9 protein-coding genes and 3 pseudogenes are annotated in these 17,129 nt (G+C 41.3%); all 12 read left to right on the top strand.

Annotated features, from left to right (window positions below; genetic code table 11):
* Nucleotides 1-248 precede the first annotated feature (248 nt).
* The gene (locus tag BLS46_RS08525) at nucleotides 249-989 is read left to right on the top strand and encodes a MerR family transcriptional regulator (protein ID WP_093586963.1); all 741 of its coding nucleotides are present in this window, start codon (nucleotides 249-251) and stop codon (nucleotides 987-989) included.
* Nucleotides 990-1,007: 18 nt separating this feature from the next.
* The gene (locus tag BLS46_RS08520; protein WP_306806751.1) at nucleotides 1,008-1,514 is read left to right on the top strand and encodes an IS30 family transposase; all 507 of its coding nucleotides are present in this window, start codon (nucleotides 1,008-1,010) and stop codon (nucleotides 1,512-1,514) included.
* A 9-nt stretch (nucleotides 1,515-1,523) separates the two neighbouring features.
* Nucleotides 1,524-1,808, top strand: a pseudogene (locus tag BLS46_RS08515) (GNAT family N-acetyltransferase); the annotation flags it as partial.
* 209 nt (nucleotides 1,809-2,017) lie between these two features.
* Complete coding sequence (gene ccdA2 / locus BLS46_RS08510; protein WP_093586961.1) at nucleotides 2,018-2,728, top strand: thiol-disulfide oxidoreductase-associated membrane protein CcdA2; 711 nt, start codon at nucleotides 2,018-2,020, stop codon at nucleotides 2,726-2,728.
* Nucleotides 2,729-2,741: 13 nt separating this feature from the next.
* A pseudogene (locus BLS46_RS08505) lies at nucleotides 2,742-3,305 on the top strand (redoxin family protein).
* Nucleotides 3,306-3,314: 9 nt separating this feature from the next.
* The gene (gene msrB, locus BLS46_RS08500) at nucleotides 3,315-4,427 is read left to right on the top strand and encodes a peptide-methionine (R)-S-oxide reductase MsrB (RefSeq protein WP_093586959.1); all 1,113 of its coding nucleotides are present in this window, start codon (nucleotides 3,315-3,317) and stop codon (nucleotides 4,425-4,427) included.
* A 70-nt stretch (nucleotides 4,428-4,497) separates the two neighbouring features.
* Nucleotides 4,498-5,235 (top strand): response regulator transcription factor, encoded by a 738-nt coding sequence (locus tag BLS46_RS08495; RefSeq protein ID WP_093586958.1) that lies wholly within the window; start codon nucleotides 4,498-4,500, stop codon nucleotides 5,233-5,235.
* Nucleotides 5,232-6,925 (top strand): annotated as a pseudogene (locus tag BLS46_RS08490) (sensor histidine kinase). Before BLS46_RS08495 ends, BLS46_RS08490 begins: the two are co-directional and overlap by 4 nt.
* Nucleotides 6,926-7,035: 110 nt before the next feature.
* Nucleotides 7,036-7,599, top strand: coding sequence for a TIGR01440 family protein (locus tag BLS46_RS08485; protein ID WP_093586954.1), 564 nt, complete (start codon nucleotides 7,036-7,038; stop codon nucleotides 7,597-7,599).
* Nucleotides 7,600-7,601: 2 nt separating this feature from the next.
* Nucleotides 7,602-13,685 carry a ZmpA/ZmpB/ZmpC family metallo-endopeptidase gene (locus tag BLS46_RS08480; RefSeq protein WP_093586952.1) on the top strand — a complete coding sequence of 2,028 codons (6,084 nt, stop codon included), beginning with the start codon at nucleotides 7,602-7,604 and terminating at the stop codon, nucleotides 13,683-13,685.
* Nucleotides 13,686-13,751: 66 nt separating this feature from the next.
* Complete coding sequence (gene pabB / locus BLS46_RS08475; RefSeq protein WP_093586950.1) at nucleotides 13,752-15,467, top strand: aminodeoxychorismate synthase component I; 1,716 nt, start codon at nucleotides 13,752-13,754, stop codon at nucleotides 15,465-15,467.
* A gap of 118 nt (nucleotides 15,468-15,585) precedes the next feature.
* The coding region (locus BLS46_RS08470) for an Ltp family lipoprotein (protein WP_180364077.1) at nucleotides 15,586-17,129 on the top strand (1,544 nt) is incomplete at its 3' end.

Below are 17,129 nucleotides of genomic sequence, written 5' to 3'. Positions count from 1 at the left end.
TGAAACTCCAATCTTGTTTTTTAAAATAAGAAAAGGCTACTTGAGTTGTCAAATAGCCCTCTCTCAATGGCTCTCTATGAGCCTTCTGTTTGATTGATAGACTTGACTATCCTATCATGTTTTCTAAGGTCTGTCAAGAAAACCATTTTCAAGTTTTCACACCTTTCTCAAAAAGTTAAAAATGTTCGCAAAAACGCTTGACTCTGACCTAAGGGGAGGGGATATACTATGATTGTAAGGAGGAAATCATGTACCATATAAAAGAAGCTGCGCAGCTTTCGGGCGTATCAGTCAAGACTCTACACCACTATGACAAGATAGGACTCTTGGTTCCGTTAAAGTCGGAAAACGGCTATCGAATCTACAGTCAGGAGGATTTGGAACGACTTCAGGTTATTCTTTACTACAAATATCTAGGATTTTCTTTAGAAAAAATAGCAGAGCTGTTAAAGGAAGAAAGGACAGATTTATTGCCCCATTTGACCAGGCAGTTGGACTATTTGACTCGAGAAAGGCAACATCTGGATACTTTGATTTCCACCTTGCAAAAAACCATTCAAGAACAAAAAGGAGAAAGAAAAATGACGATTGAGGAAAAATTCACTGGATTTAGCTATCAAGACAATCAAAAATACCACCAAGAGGCGGTAGAGAAATATGGTCAAGAAGTCATGGGACAAGCGCTTGAACGCCAAAAAGGTCGCGAAGACGAGGCCACAGCCGCCTTCAACCAAGTTTTTCAAGCCTTGGCACAAAACCTTCAAGCTGGTCTGCCTGAAACAGCCGCCGAAAATCAAGAAGAGGCAGCTAAGCTCTTGCAAGCCATTCGTACTTATGGATTTGACTGCCCTATTGAAGTCTTCGGTCATATCGGTAAAGGTTACGTCTACAACCCAGAGTTTAAGGAAAACATTGACAAGTTTGGTTCTGGAACAGCCCAGTACACGTCAGATGTCATTGCGGCTTACGTTCAGACAAATGCAGAATAAATAGGCTAGGAATTTCCTATTTCTCATACCATTTGCGAAAGACCCGAAGAAGCAAACAAGCGGGCTAGGATCGGTGATTGGGAAGCAGATACGGTTGCAGGGAAAACTGGAAAAGCTTGTTTAGTGACTCTAACGGATCGCTATTCTCGTTTTCTAAAAATCCAGAAGATAGCTGTCAAGAAAAGCAAGTTGGTGATAGAAGCTATGGTAAAAATGTTGGCGCTCTTGCCGGAAGAAACTGTCACTCCAGATAGAGGAAAAGAATTCACGAAGCATCAGGACTTGACCGACAAATTAAAGGTAGAAGTCTATTTTCCCGATCCTCATGCGCCTTGGCAACGAGGAACAAATGAGAATACCAATGGATTACTACGAGAATATTTTCCCAAAGGGAGCGACTTAACATTCATTGACGAGCACACCATTCAGCTGTGGGAGAATAAACTAAATAATAGGCCACGAAAGTGTCTCAACTGGAAAACACCTTATGAAGTTTTCTATGAAGAAAATGTGCACTTAATTTGACAATTCAGGATTAAAGAAAACCCAGAGCAAGTGATAGGAGATATCAGCATCGTTGAGATGGATGAGGACGATTCTTCTTGTGAAATTGGCTATGTTTTAGGAAAAGATTATTGGGGTCGTGGTATGATGACGGAGGCCTTGAAAGCTGTTTTAGACTTCTGTTTTACCCAAGCAGTTTTTCAAAGAGTTAGAGCTCGCTATGCCAGTTTCAATCCAGCTTCAGGTCGCGTTATGGAAAAAGTGGGAATGTCCTATCTAAAAACTATTGCCAATGGTGTGGAGAGAAAAGACTAGGTTGCGGACCTTATTTATTACCAGATAAGCAGAGAAGAGTAGTGAATTTTCTTTTCCGTTTCTATCAAAGTCAGACCTTGTCTGGCTTTTTTTGTGCCAGATTTCTGAATAAGCTGATTAAATTCCTATTTTTCCCTATCATTGTCCCTGTTTTTTCTTAGACTTGGGAATTATAATAGACTTATCAAAAGAAAGAAGAGTAAAAAGATATGGACAGTGTATTCTTTTTTATCAGTGTTTTTCTTGCTGGAATTCTTTCCTTCTTTTCTCCTTGTATTTTACCCTTGTTGCCAGTATATGCAGGGGTCTTGCTGGATGACAAAGATGGTGCTCAGGCTTCTAGCGAAAAATTGTCAATCTCACTTGTTAGTTTATTGCGAACTCTGGCCTTTATAGCGGGGATTTCTTTTATCTTTATCTTACTGGGCTATGGAGCTGGTTTTTTAGGCAATTTGCTGTATGCTTCTTGGTTTCAGTATGTGACGGGTGCGGTTATTATTCTCTTGGGCTTACACCAGATGGAAGTTTTACATTTGCAGGGGCTCTACAAGGAAAGAAGGCTACAATTAAAGAGACAGGGTCAAAACGCTAACGGCTATAGTCAGGCATTTTTACTGGGGTTGACCTTTAGTTTTGCTTGGACGCCATGTGTAGGGCCGGTTCTGGGGTCTGTTTTAGCCTTGGCGGCTTCAGGTGGTTCAGGAGCTTGGCAGGGGGCTGCTCTCATGTTGGTTTACACGTTAGGTTTGGCGCTACCATTTTTGCTTCTAGCCCTTGCCTCCAGCTATATTTTGAAACATTTTCGAAAACTCCATCCTTACCTCGGGATCCTCAAAAAAGTGGGTGGTTTCCTCATTATCGTGATGGGAATCTTGGTGCTTTTGGGAAATGCTTCCATTTTGACAAGATTATTTGAATAGAGAGGAAAAAGAAATGAAAAAATGGCAAACATGTCTCCTTGGAGTAGGCTCAATCTGTTGCTTGGCAGCTTGTTCGGCTAAAAACATGTCAGACGAATCAACTATGAAGGAGCAAACCAAAACAGAACAAGTCGGTGCGCAAACTGCGACTAAAGGTCAAGCAGTCGCTGATTTTGAACTAACAGGAGTAGATGGTAAGACTTATCGTTTATCTGACTACAAAGGCAAGAAAGTCTATCTTAAATTCTGGGCTTCTTGGTGTTCTATCTGTCTAGCTAGCCTTCCGGATACGGATGAAATTGCTAAAGAAGCTGGTGATGACTATGTGGTCTTGACAGTGGTGTCTCCTGGACACAAGGGGGAACAAGCAGAGTCGGCCTTTAAGAACTGATACAAGGGCTTGGATTATAAAAATTTTCCAGTTCTAATTGATTCGTCAGGTAAACTCTTGGAAAGTTATGGTGTCCGTTCTTACCCAACTCAAGCCTTTATAGACAAGGAAGGCAAGCTGGTCAAAACGCAACCAGGTTTTATGGATAAGGATATGATTTTAAAAACATTGAAAGAAATGGGGTAGAGAAAGGCTATGAATGATAAAGTAAAATTGTTTGTCTTGGCAGGGATCATTCTCCTAGTCCTAACCGGTTTCTATTTTCTATTGATGCGAAATGCAGGGCAGACAGATAGCTCGCAAATTGAGAAAGCATCAGTTAGCCAAGGAGGAAAAACAGTGAAAAAAACAGAAATTAGTAAAGACGCAGACTTGCACGAAATTTATCTAGCTGGGGGATGTTTCTGGGGAGTTGAGGAATACTTCTCACGCGTTTCCGGAGTGACAGATGCCGTTTCAGGCTATGCAAATGGTAGAGGGGAAACAACCAAGTACGAATTGATTAACCAAACAGGACATGCGGAAACCGTCCATGTCACCTATGATGCTAACCAAATTTCCCTCAAGGAAATCCTGCTTCATTACTTCCGCATTATCAACCCAACCAGCAAAAATAAACAAGGAAATGATGTGGGGACCCAGTATCGTACAGGTGTTTATTACACAGATGACAAGGATTTGGAAGTAATCAACCAAGTCTTTGATGAGGTAGCTAAGAAATATGACCAACCTTTGGCAGTTGAAAAGGAGCCCTTGAAGAATTTTGTGGTTGCTGAGGACTATCACCAAGACTACCTCAAGAAAAATCCAAATGGCTACTGTCATATCAATGTCAATCAGGCTGCCTATCCCGTCATCGATGCCAGCAAATATCCCAAACCAAGCGATGAGGAATTGAAAAAGACCTTGTCGCCTGAGGAGTATGCAGTTACCCAGAAAAATCAAACAGAACGAGCTTTTTCAAACCGTTATTGGGACAAATTTGAATCTGGTATCTATGTGGATGTGGCAACTGGTGAACCCCTCTTTTCATCAAAGGATAAGTTTGAGTCTGGTTGTGGCTGGCCTAGTTTTACGCAACCAATCAGCCCGGATGTTGCCACCTACAAAGAAGATAAGTCCTACAATATGACACGCATGGAAGTAAGAAGCCGAGTTGGAGATTCTCACCTTGGTCATGTCTTTACGGATGGACCAAAGGACAAGGGTGGCTTGCGCTACTGTATCAATAGTCTTTCTATCCGCTTTATTCCCAAAGACCAAATGGCAGAAAAAGGCTATGCCTATTTACTAGATTATGTTGATTGAAAGGGCTTTCCTAAGCAGTTAGAGGAGAATTTTGCTATACTGATACTAGTAAGTGGTAAAGGAGCAGAGCATGACCTACACAATCTTAATCGTAGAAGATGAATTTCTGGTTAGACAAGGCTTGACCAAACTGGTTAATGTAGCAGCCTACGATATGGAAATCATCGGTCAGGCTGAAAATGGAAGACAGGCTTGGGAATTGATTCAAAAGCAGGTTCCGGATATCATTTTAACCGATATCAACATGCCTCAGCTAAATGGCATCCAGTTGGCTAGTCTGGTCCGAGAAACCTATCCTCAGGTGCATTTGGTCTTTTTGACGGGCTACGATGATTTTGATTATGCCTTATCTGCTGTCAAACTAGGTGTGGATGACTACCTGCTCAAGCCCTTTTCTCGTCAGGATATTGAGGAAATGTTGGGTAAAATCAAGCAAAAACTAGACAAGGAAGAAAAGGAAGAGCAGTTACAAGATTTACTGACCGATAAGTTTGAAGGAAACATAGCCCAGAAGATCCAGTCCCATCTAGCTGATAGCCAATTCAGTTTAAAGAGCTTGGCCAGTGACTTGGGTTTTAGTTCGACATATCTGAGCTCCTTGATTAAGAAAGAGTTGGGCCTACCTTTTCAGGATTATCTGGTGAGAGAACGTGTCAAACAAGCCAAGCTCTTGCTCTTGACAACGGATTTAAAGATTTATGAGATCGCAGAGAAGGTTGGTTTTGAAGATATGAACTACTTTACCCAACGCTTTAAACAGATTGCAGGTGTGACGCCTCGTCAGTTTAAGAAGGGGGAAGGTCAATGAAGCGTTCTTCTCTCCTAGTCAGAATGGTTATTTCCATCTTTCTGGTCTTTCTCATTCTCCTAGCTCTGGTTGGGACTTTCTACTATCAATCTAGTTCATCAGCCATTGAAGCTACCATTGAAGGCAATAGCCAAACGACCATTAGCCAGACTAGCCACTTTATTCAGTCTTATATCAAAAAATTAGAAACCACCTCGACCAGTTTGACCCAGCAGAAGGATGTGTTAGCCTATGCTGAGAATCCCAGTCAAGACAAGGTCGAGGGAATCCGAGATTTATTTTTGACCATCTTAAAGGCAGACCAGGACTTGAAGACTGTGGTTTTGGTAACCAAATCTGGTCAGGTTATTTCTACAGATGACAGTGTGCAGATGAAAACTTCCTCAGATATGATGGCTGAGGATTGGTACCAAAAGGCCATTCATCAGGGAGCCATGCCCGTTTTGACTCCAGCTCGTAAATCAGATAGCCAGTGGGTCATTTCTGTTACTCAGGAACTTGTTGATGCAAAGGGAGCTAATTTGGGCGTGCTTCGTTTGGATATTTCTTATGAAACTCTGGAAGCCTATCTCAACCAACTCCAGTTGGGCCAGCAGGGTTTTGCCTTTATCATCAATGAAAATCATGAATTTGTTTACCATCCTAAACACACAGTTTATAGTTCGTCTAGTGAAATGGAGGCTATGAAACCCTACATCGAGACGGGACAGGGCTATACGCTGGACCATCAATCCTACGTTAGTCAGGAAAAGATTGCAGGAACAGATTGGACGGTTATAGGCGTGTCTTCGTTGGAGAAGTTAGACCAGGTTCGTAGTCAACTCATGTGGACCTTGTTTGGGGCAAGTTTCACGTCTCTATTTGCCTGTCTCTGCTTGGTGTGGTTCAGCCTCAAACGCTGGATTGCCCCTTTGAAGGATTTGAGAGAAACCATGCTGGAAATTGCTTCTGGTACACAAAATCTGCGTGCTAAGGAAGCTGGCGCCTATGAACTGAGAGAAGTGACTCGCCAGTTTAATGCCATGTTGGATCAGATTGATCAGTTGATGGCAGATGTTCGCAGGCAGGAAGAAACGACCCGTCAGTATGAACTTCGAGCCCTATCAAGTCAGATCAATCCGCATTTTCTCTATAATACCCTAGATACTATCATCTGGATGGCTGAATTTCAGGATAGTCAGCGAGTGGTTCAGGTGACTAAGTCCTTGGCAACCTATTTCCGCTTGGCGCTCAATCAAGGAAAAGATTTGATTTCGCTTTCCGATGAAATCAATCATGTCCGCCAGTACCTCTTTATCCAGAAACAACGCTATGGTGATAAGTTGGAGTATGAGATTGCTGAAGATTCTGCTTTTGATAACCTAGCCTTGCCCAAGTTGGTGTTGCAACCTCTTGTAGAAAATGCTCTTTATCACGGCATCAAGGAGAAAGATGGACAGGGACATATTAAAGTTTCCGTCCAGAAAAAGGATTCAGGGCTTGTCATCTGCATAGAGGATGATGGTGTTGGTTTCCAAGCTGCTGGCGATAGTAGTCAAAGTCAGCTCAAACGTGGGGGAGTTGGTCTTCAAAATGTCGACCAACGATTCAAACTTCATTTTGGAGACAATTACCAGATGAAGATCGATTCTGCCCCCGAAAAAGGGACGACGGTTGAAATATACATAAATATAGAATAGAAACTAGCTAACTCCCAGTTCATTCTGGGAGTTTTACTTTTAAAAATCAGAATGATTAGTCCGCCTTGATAAAATCAGTAAAAAAAGATATGATAGTAGGAGAAAAATGAGGTTAAGAGTGATGGACAAAAGTAGAATTAAAACAGAAACACAGCAGGTAATTGAAGATGTTTTGGAAAAGGCTGGATTGCGTGAAGGAAGCCTCTTTGTCCTAGGTCTATCCTCTAGCGAAGTTTTAGGCGGCCATATAGGCAAGGAATCAAGCCAAGAAATTGGCGAAATCATTGTGAAGACCATTTTGGATATCCTGAAAGTGAAAGGAATCCATCTAGCCGTTCAAGGATGCGAGCATGTCAATCGGGCTCTGGTCGTTGAACGTCAAGTAGCGGAGCAGTTTAGTCTGGAAATCGTTAGCGTCCTTCCTACTCTCCATGCAGGAGGTTCGGGTCAACTGGCAGCCTTCAAGTTTATGAAGGACCCTGTTGAAGTGGAGTTTATCAAGGCTCATGCAGGAATTGATATCGGAGATACCGCAATCGGTATGCATGTCAAGCATGTGCAGGTTCCGATTCGACCAGTTTTGCGTGAGATTGGGCACGCCCATGTAACGGCTCTAGCTAGCCGTCCAAAACTCATCGGGGGTGCGCGTGCGCAGTATCCACAAGATTCTATTAGAAAGATATGAGAATGAAAAAGAGAAAAGAACAGTTTCAAAAAAACCTAAAGTATTCTATTCGTAAATTGACTGTTGGAGTTGGTCCTGTAGCAATCGGGGCCTTTCTTGTTGGTGCCAGCTTGTTATTAACTGGTAAAGTCCAAGCAGATGAATTAGCTGAAGTGAATTCAGTCCATTATCGATATTTGACAGAGCAAGAATTAACCGAGTCTGAAAAAGCCTTGATTCATCATGAAGTTCCTACAGAATTTCAAGATGAAGATATTATTTATGTAGTTTATCGCAAGAAGGCAACTAACAGTCAACAACTTCCCTATACAGGAAGTAAAGAATTTGCTTTAGCAGGTTTTGGTCTTGCAACAGCATCTTTAGCTGTTTTTTTGGTGTCTAAAAAACAGCGTCAGAAAGTTCTTGGAGTGCTTTTGATTGCTTCTCTTGGTGTCAGCAACTTCATTCCTTTTGCTACTTTTGCCTTTGAGAATAAAGAATTACTTTCTTACAATCAAACGATCTCGGCCTTCTCAAATGAAGAACTAACGAAAGGTGTGATCGATATTGGAGGATATGAGTATATTGGTTATTTTAAAGGAACTGACATAAAAGTAGCTAGTTTTTCTAAAAAAGAGAAGCTCCTCGATCAAGATAGTTTGTCAGCGTACACTGAAAAGCTTGAACGTAAAGGCACTCAGGGACCAGGCCAAGAGGGCGAATCACTTGTTCAAGACAATTCCTCAGCGTATACTGGAAAACTTGAAAGCAAGGGCACACAAGAACCCGGCAAGGGAGGTGACTCCCTTGTTCAAGAGCCTCGGACAGAATATACTGGAAAGGTTGAGGCAAAAGGCACTCAAGAGTCTGGTAAAGAAGGTGACTCCCTTGTTCAAGACAATTCCCCAGCGTATACTGGAAAACTTGAAAGCAAAGGCACTCAGGAACCTGGTAAAGAAGGTCAATCACTTATTCAAGATAGTTTGCCAGCGTATACCGAGAAACTTGAAAGTAAGGGTACTCAGGAATCCGGCAAAGAGGGTGAATCCTTAGTTCAAGAGCCTCGGGCAGAATATACTGGAAAGGTTGAGGCAAAAGGCACTCAAGAGTCTGGTAAAGAAGGCGAATCCCTCGTTCAAGAGCCTCGGGCAGAATATACTGGAAAACTTGAAAGCAAAGGCGCTCAGGAACCTGGTAAAGAAGGTCAATCACTTATTCAAGATAGTTTGCCAGCGTATACCGAGAAACTTGAAAGTAAGGGTACTCAGGAATCCGGCAAAGAGGGTGAATCCTTAGTTCAAGAGCCTCGGGCAGAATATACTGGAAAGGTTGAGGCAAAAGGCACTCAAGAGTCTGGTAAAGAAGGCGAATCTCTCGTTCAAGGCAATTCCCCAGCGTATACTGGAAAACTTGAAAGCAAAGGCACTCAGGAAACTGGTAAGGAAGGTCACTCCCTTGTTCAAGAGGACCTTCCAGAATATACAGTAACTGAAGGAACAATTACTAAAGACACAATCGCAGAGATTGACTACCAGACGGAAATCGATGATGATCCTACAAAATACACTGACGAAGAAACAGTGGTTCAAAACGGTGAAAAAGGGATCCAAGTTACCAAAACGACCTATAAAGCTGTCGAAGGTGTTGAGACTGACCAAGTTTTAAATACAACAACCACTGTCATCAAAAAACCAGTCACTAAAAAAATAAGTCGTGGTACGAAACCAATAGAAGGAACTCTTGCAGAAGAAAGTCTTGAAAAAATTCCGTTTAAAGAGATAGTCGAAGAAGACGCGCAATTGAAAAAGGGCGATAAAGTTACGATCCAAGAAGGAAAAGACGGTCAGAAAAAGGTTATCAAAACCTACAAGACCATCAAAGGAATCAAGACGCAGGAAGCGCCTGAAATTCTTGAACAGGTCATCGAGTTAGCCCAAGACCGTATTGTTAAACTAGGTACCAAAAACTTCGAAAAGCCAGTGTTGACTTTTTCAAAGGTTGATATTCAGGATTTGAAACGCTCATCTCAGATTCACTATAATCTGGAAAATCCAAGTAAGGCAGCGATTAAATCGATCACTTTAACCCTGAAAAAAGGCGACGAAGTCGTCAAAACTATGACGGTTTCACCGGATAACTTGACTGCAACTCTAACAGATTTGCAATATTACAAAGATTATAAACTCGAAACAAAAATGGTTTATGATCGTGGCGAAGGAAGCGAGGAAGAAATTCTCAAAGAAGAATCACTGAGAATTGATTTAAAAAAGGTCGAAGTTAAAAATATAAAAGAAACAAGCCTCATAAGTGTTGACGACAATGGCATGGAAACGGATAATAGTTTCTTAACTTCTGTTCCAAGTGATGTAAGGTCTTACTATCTAAAAATTGCTACACGTGATAATAAGATGACGCGTCTTGCGATTGACAAAATTAAAGAAGTGACAGTCGATGGAAAAACGCTTTATAAGGTCACTGCCAAAGCGCCTGACCTCGTTCAGCATACGGATGGTAACCAGCTCAGTGAGGAATACGTCCATTATTTTGCCAAACCAAAAACTCATGAGGAGAATGTATACTACGATTTCAATGAACTTGTAAAAGCTATGCAGGCCAATCCATCTGGTGAATTTAAAATTGGTGCGGACTTGAATGCGGTCAATGTTCCTGCAGCTGGTAAATCATATGTAACGACGAAGTTCCGAGGCAAGTTATCAAGTGTGGACGGTCAACGATATACGATTCATAACTTGGAACGTCCACTATTAGGCGATACTGAAGGCGCCCATATCCATGACCTTAACCTCGGTAAGGTAAACATTCATATGCCATGGGCAAATAGAGTTGCTCCCTTGGCTGCTGTTGTAAAAAACACAACGATCAATAATGTGAAAGTAACGGGTACAGTTGTTGGAAATAATGACGTATCAGGTTTGATCAATAAAATTGATAATAACGGCAGATTAACAAATGTGGCATTCATTGGTAAGCTTCATGCTGGTGGGAATCAAGGCGCCTTTCTTGCTGGAATTGTTGGAGAAAACTGGAAAGGTTCTGTTGAGAAGGCCTATGTTGATGCACAAATAACAGGTAATAAAGCGAAAGTTGCGGGCATTGCCTATTGGTCACAAAATGGTGGGGATAACCATGCAGTTTATCGGGACGGAGCCATAAAAGAATCTGTAGCTAAAGGTACTATCGATGTGAGAGAACCGATTAGCGCGGGTGGTGTTGTAGGCAGTACAAATGCCTTGGGCTCCGTTGAAGATACTGTTTCAATGATGAAAGTTAAGAACGGTGAGATTTTCTATGGCTCATCTGATATTGATGATGATCCTTATTGGACAGGTGACCGCTTAAATCGAAACTTTGTTGTTACTGGTGTGAGTGAAGGAAAATCTTCATATAGATATTCTAAACAACAGCATCGTATTAAGCCTATTTCGCAAGAAGAAGCAGACAAGAAAATTGCTGCTCTGGGAATCACAGCGCATGAGTATGAAATCAATGATCCTGTTGTAGATAAATTAAACCGTTTGACAGAGCGTGAAGACGAGTACAAGGCTATTCAAGACTACAGAGCTGACCGCGAACTTGCCTATCGCAATATTGAAAAATTACAACCATTCTATAATAAGGAGTGGATTGTCAATCAGGCTAATAAACTAGATGCAAGCTCAAACTTGGTGACCAAAGAAGTTCTTTCTGTAACTGGTTTGAAGAATGGACAGTTTGTAACAGACTTGTCAGCTATTGATCAGATCATGATTCACTATGCTGATGGTATCAAAGAAGAATTGGCCATTACTGTCAAAGCTGACTCTAATGTAAAACAAGTCAAAGAGTACGAAGTGACCAACCAGAATATCGTTTATACGCCAAATATGCTAGTGAAAGATCGTGCTGGTTTGATTGCAAAGGCAAAAGAAACATTATCCAGTGTAGAATTGATTTCTCCTGAAGTGCGCGCTCTTATGGACAAGCGGAACAAACCGCAAGAAAACACGGATGAACGAAAAAATGGTTACATTCGCGATTTATTCTTAGAAGAAAGTTTTGATGAAGTAAAACAAAATCTTGGAAACTTGGTGAAACAAATTGTTGAAAATGAAGATCATCAACTAAATGATGATGAAGCAGCTCAACGTGCTTTCATTAAGAAAGTTGAAGACAATAAGGCCAACATTATGATGGGGCTTGCTTATTTGAACCAATACTATGGCATTAAATATGATGAATTGTCGATCAAAGATATTATGATGTTTAAACCAGATTTTTATGGTAAGAACGTGAATGTCTTAGATCGCTTGATCACTATCGGCTCAAAAGAGAACAATCTTAAGGGCGACCAATCCCAAGATGCGTATAGTCGAGTGATTGCAGGTGCTACAGGTAAAGGAAGCCTTCATGAGTTTCTAACATATAACATGAAATTGTTTACAAATGAAACCGATATGAATGTTTGGTTTAAAAAGGCAATTGAAAAGAATGCTTATGTGGTAGAACAGCCATCATTGAACCCCGATTTTGCTCATAAGAAGTATCGTCTGTATGAAGGGATTAATAATGGCGTGCATGGTCGGATGATTTTGCCTCTATTAAACTTGAAGAACTCGCATCTCTTCATGATTTCGACCTATAATACAATTTCTTTTAGTGCTTTTGAAAAATATGGTAAAAATACTGAGGAGGCTCGTGAAGCCTTCAAGAGTGAAATCAATAAGAGAGCAAAAGAGCAGGTGAACTACTTAGACTTTTGGTCAAAATTAGCTGCTGATAATGTACGTAATAAGCTCCTCAAGAGTGAAAATAGTGTTCCAACACCTGTTTGGGACAATCATGATGCGCCTGGTATCGGTTGGGCAAACCGATATGGTCACAAGGATGGGAAACCAGATTATGCTCCGATTCGAGAGTTCTTTGGACGGATTCATAAATACCATGGCTATCAGTATGGATATGGTGCTTACGCATATATCTTTGCAGCTCCAAATCAGCAAGATGCTGTCTACTTTGTTATGACAGAGTTGATAAGTGATTTTGGTACATCGGCCTTTACACATGAAACGACTCATGTGAATGATCGTATGGCTTACTATGGCGGTTGGTATCATCGTGAAGGGACGGACTTAGAGTCCTTTGCGCAAGGTATGCTCCAGTCACCATCGTTGACAAATCCAAATGGTGAATACGGCGCCTTAGGTTTGAACATGGCTTATGAACGTCAGAATGATGGCAATCAAATCTACAATTATGATCCAAATAAGTTAAAGAACCGTGAAGAAATTGATCACTATATGAAGAACTATAACGAGGCTCTGATGATGCTGGACCATCTAGAAGCAGATGCAGTTATTGGAAAACACTTGGACGACAACAGTAAGTGGTTCAAGAAGATGGACCGAGAATGGCGTACGAACGCTGAGCGAAACAATCTGAAAGGCGAGCCACATCAATGGGATAAATTACGTGATTTAACGGATAATGAGAAGAAATTGACGATTACGAGCATTGATCAATTGGTTGATCATAACTTCGTTACAAAACATGGTATGCCAGGGAATGGACGTTATCGTTCGGAAGGTTTTGACAGTGCTTACCAAACCGTAAATATGATGTCGGGTATCTTTGGTGGTAATACTAGCAAGAGTACAGTTGGTTCGATTTCATTCAAACATAATGCTTTCCGTATGTGGGGATACTATGGTTATCTTAACGGATTTATTGGTTACGCTTCAAACAAATATAAGGCGGAAGCTAACAAGGAAAACAAAGGGTTGTTGGGTGATGACTTCATTATCAAGAAAATCTCTAATGGCCAATTTGATACTCTTGAAGCATGGAAGAAACATTGGTATAAAGAAGTCTATGACAAAGCTCAAAACGGCTTCACTACAATCGAAATCAATGACAGATCTATCTCTACTTATGCTGAGTTGAAGTCCTTATTTGATGAAGCTGTTCAAAAAGACCTAGATAGCATGGAAAATCCAAATATAAAGAATCATTATAAAAATACTGAAGATCTTAAATGGAAGGTTTACAAACAGCTCCTTCAAAAATCAGATGGATTCTCTGGAAATTTATTTGCCAAAGCATCGTTATAAAGTCGAAATGACTAAAAAGGTGGATCAGCTTAAGCTGCATCTGCCTTTTTGTGCTATACTTAAGATATGCATAGAAAAACAGTGATTGATTTTAGGGCTTTGGGGGAGAGATACACCTTTACCCAGCCGATTAAAGAGTTAAAAACGAGAGATTTATCAGAAGTGGCAGACTTGCTGGCACAAGTGGAAAACTACCAAGAGCAAGGCTATTATGTCGTGGGCTATGTCAGCTATGAGGCTGCACCTGCTTTTGAGGAAAAATTAGCAGTTCACAAGCTTCCTCTACTGGGCGAGTATTTGCTTTACTTTACCGTTCACGATAGGGTGGAAACATCCCCTATTCCTCTGACTTATGAAGAAGTAGATCTTCCTTCAAAGTGGCGGGAACAAACATCTGCAGAGAACTATGAAAAGGCTATTGCCCAGATTCACCATCATTTGCGTCAAGGTGACACCTATCAGGTCAATTACACTGTCCAACTCAAGCAAGATTTAAGTGCCAATCCTTTTGCCATCTACAATCGCATGGTGGTAGAGCAGGAGGCGGGCTACAATGCCTATGTGGAACACGATGAGATGGCAGTGATTTCCATGAGCCCAGAGCTCTTTTTTGAGCAAAATGACCGTGAGTTGATAACGCGACCAATGAAGGGAACAACCCAGCGGGGAGTGACTGACCAAGAAGACCTTGCCCAAGCTACTTGGCTAGAACAGGATCCTAAAAATCGCTCTGAAAATATGATGATTGTGGACCTCTTACGCAACGATATGAACCGTATTTCTGAAGTGGGCAGTGAGCGTGTAGAACGTCTTTGTCAAGTGGAGCAGTATTCGACTGTTTGGCAGATGACTTCGACCATCAAGAGTCAGTTGCGACCAGATGTGGACTTGGTTGCCGTTTTTCGGTCTCTCTTTCCTTGTGGTTCCATAACGGGAGCTCCGAAAATTGCGACCATGGAAATCATCAAGAACTTGGAGCCACAACCCAGAGGAGTTTACTGCGGAACGATTGGTATCTTGCTTCCAAATGGGCGACGAATTTTCAATGTCGCCATTCGAACCATTCAATTGCATCAAGGGAAAGCCATCTATGGAGTGGGTGGCGGCATTACATGGGATAGTACTTGGGAATCTGAATACCGAGAAGTTCATCAAAAGGCGGCTGTTCTCTATCGTAAACAAGCACGTTTCCAATTGATTACAACTGGGAAAATCAGCCAGAAGAGCTTGTTGTTTGAAGAACAACATTTAGAAAGAATGACAAAGGCGAGTCGATATTTTGCCTTTCCTTTTGATTCAGAATACTTTAGACAAAAGATAGAGGAAGAGTGTCAAGCTTGTGCTTCCTACCAAGACTACCGTTTGCGAATCAGCCTCAGCAAATCTGGAGAGATAGAACTCAGTCGCCAAATCTTAACACCTCTTAGTCCAAGTTTCTGCAAAGCCAAACTTTGTCTGCAAGAAGCAGATTTGAATCAATCCTTTACCTACTTTAAAACAACTCATAGACCACATTTAAGCCTAGGAGAGCAAGAGAAGATTTACCACAATAAGTCAGGAGAACTACTTGAGACCTCTATTGGAAATCTGGTTCTGAAAATTGCCGGGAAGCTCTACACACCACCTATCAGTCTAGGGATTTTACCAGGAATCTATCGTCAGCATTTGCTGGAAACAGGACAGATAGAGGAAAAAGTTCTGACTTTGGCAGACTTGAACCAAGCGGAGGCTGTCTATGGCTGTAATGCGGTCAGAGGCTTGTATGAGTTGGAAGTGATATAACTATGGATTTTTCAATTAAGTTTTAGATTTATTTCTGAATATTTAATATTTGATTTTAAAGTAAAATAAAGTATATGGTATACTATAGGTATAAATCGTTAAAATAATGGAGATTTTTATGAAAAAATCAAAAAAAATTTTAGTAACCAGCTTAGCAACTGCAACACTGGGACTTATTTCATTTGCAGATACAACTGAAGCCTTTCCTTTTTCGGCTCAGCATGTTTCTGCTCAAGAAAAGGATGCACCTAAAAATGGTAAGGTTGTAAAAGAGAATACAACTTCGGCGCCAAATCAAGCTGAGAAATCGAAAACACCAGCGCAAAATCCTGCTGAGAAACCGAAAACACCAGCACAAAAACCTGCTGAGAAACCGAAAACACCAGCACCAAAACCCGCGCCGAAGCCGGCACCAAAACCCGCTGAGAAACCAAAAACACCAGCGCAAAATCCTGCTGAGAAACCGAAAACACCAGCGCAAAAGCCTGCTGAGAAATCGAAAACACCAGCGCAAAAGCCTGCTGAGAAACCAAAAACACCAGCGCCGAAACCAGCACCAAAACCTGCGCCGAAACCAGCGCCGAAGCCGGCACCGAAACCAGCACCAAAACCCGCGCCGAAGCCAGCACCAAAACCCGCGCCGAAGCCAGCACCAAAACCCGCGCCGAAGCCAGCACCAAAACCCGCGCCGAAGCCGGCACCGAAACCCGCGCCGAAGCCGGCACCAAAACCCGCACCGAAGCCAACACCAAAACCGACTGAAAAACCTAAAGAAACAACTCCTAAACAGGATAAATCACAATCTAAAGTTCAGTCTGGCTGGGTAGGGTCTTCGTACTATGAAAATGGTGTTAAAGTTACTAATAAGTGGATTTTTGATAAAAAGGTTAACTCCTACTTCTATTTAAATGCATCGGGAAATTATGTCCAAAATGCCTGGGTCGGTAGTTACTATCTAAAATCAGACGGTAAGAGAGCTAAAAATGAATGGATTTATGATAAAAACTCTGGTTCCTATTTTTATCTAACAGCTGAAGGAAGTTCTGCACGAAATACTTGGGTAGGAAATTACTATCTAAAATCAGACGGTAAGAGAGCTAAAAATGAATGGATTTATGATAAAAACTCTGGTTCCTATTTTTATCTAACAGCTGAAGGAAGTTCTGCACGAAATACTTGGGTAGGAAATTACTATCTAAAATCAGATGGTAAGAGGGCAAAAAGCGATTGGATCTATGATAAAAATTCTGGTTCTTATTACTATTTAACAGCTGAAGGAAGTTATGCCCGTAATAAATGGATAGGATATTACTATCTTAAATCAGACGGTAAGATGGCCAAGAATGAATGGGTAGATGGTGGCCGTTACTATGTTGATTCTGAAGGCAAAATGGTAAGGGGCAAATGGGTAGATGGTGGCCGTCACTATGTAGGATACGATGGTGTGCGGCAACCAAAACTAGATGGGAAGCAGAACAATGCTGCTTTAAAGACAGCACAAGATTATAATAGGATTCATTTGTCAAAAAAAAGAATTTATGAGATGTTAATTTATGAGGGTTTTAATAGTGCCACTGCACAATATGCTATTAATCATTTGCAAGCAGACTATAAGGCGAATGCCTTAGCTCAAGCAAGAGAATACCTAAAATATAACAATCT

The sequence above is a fragment of the Streptococcus sp. NLAE-zl-C503 genome (genome assembly GCF_900104285.1).
In the GTDB taxonomy this organism is placed as follows: Bacteria; Bacillota; Bacilli; order Lactobacillales; family Streptococcaceae; genus Streptococcus.
This window is presented reverse-complemented; position numbering and strand designations above follow the sequence as displayed.

Excerpts from the sequence above, each read along its gene's own strand:
- BLS46_RS08495 (WP_093586958.1), top strand. The coding sequence starts at position 4,498 with ATGACCTACACAATCTTAATCGTAGAAGATGAATTTCTGGTTAGACAA.
- BLS46_RS08485 (WP_093586954.1), top strand. The coding sequence starts at position 7,036 with ATGGACAAAAGTAGAATTAAAACAGAAACACAGCAGGTAATTGAAGAT.
- BLS46_RS08525 (WP_093586963.1), top strand. The coding sequence starts at position 249 with ATGTACCATATAAAAGAAGCTGCGCAGCTTTCGGGCGTATCAGTCAAG.
- msrB (WP_093586959.1), top strand. The coding sequence starts at position 3,315 with ATGAATGATAAAGTAAAATTGTTTGTCTTGGCAGGGATCATTCTCCTA.
- ccdA2 (WP_093586961.1), top strand. The coding sequence starts at position 2,018 with ATGGACAGTGTATTCTTTTTTATCAGTGTTTTTCTTGCTGGAATTCTT.
- pabB (WP_093586950.1), top strand. The coding sequence starts at position 13,752 with ATGCATAGAAAAACAGTGATTGATTTTAGGGCTTTGGGGGAGAGATAC.
- BLS46_RS08480 (WP_093586952.1), top strand. The coding sequence starts at position 7,602 with ATGAAAAAGAGAAAAGAACAGTTTCAAAAAAACCTAAAGTATTCTATT.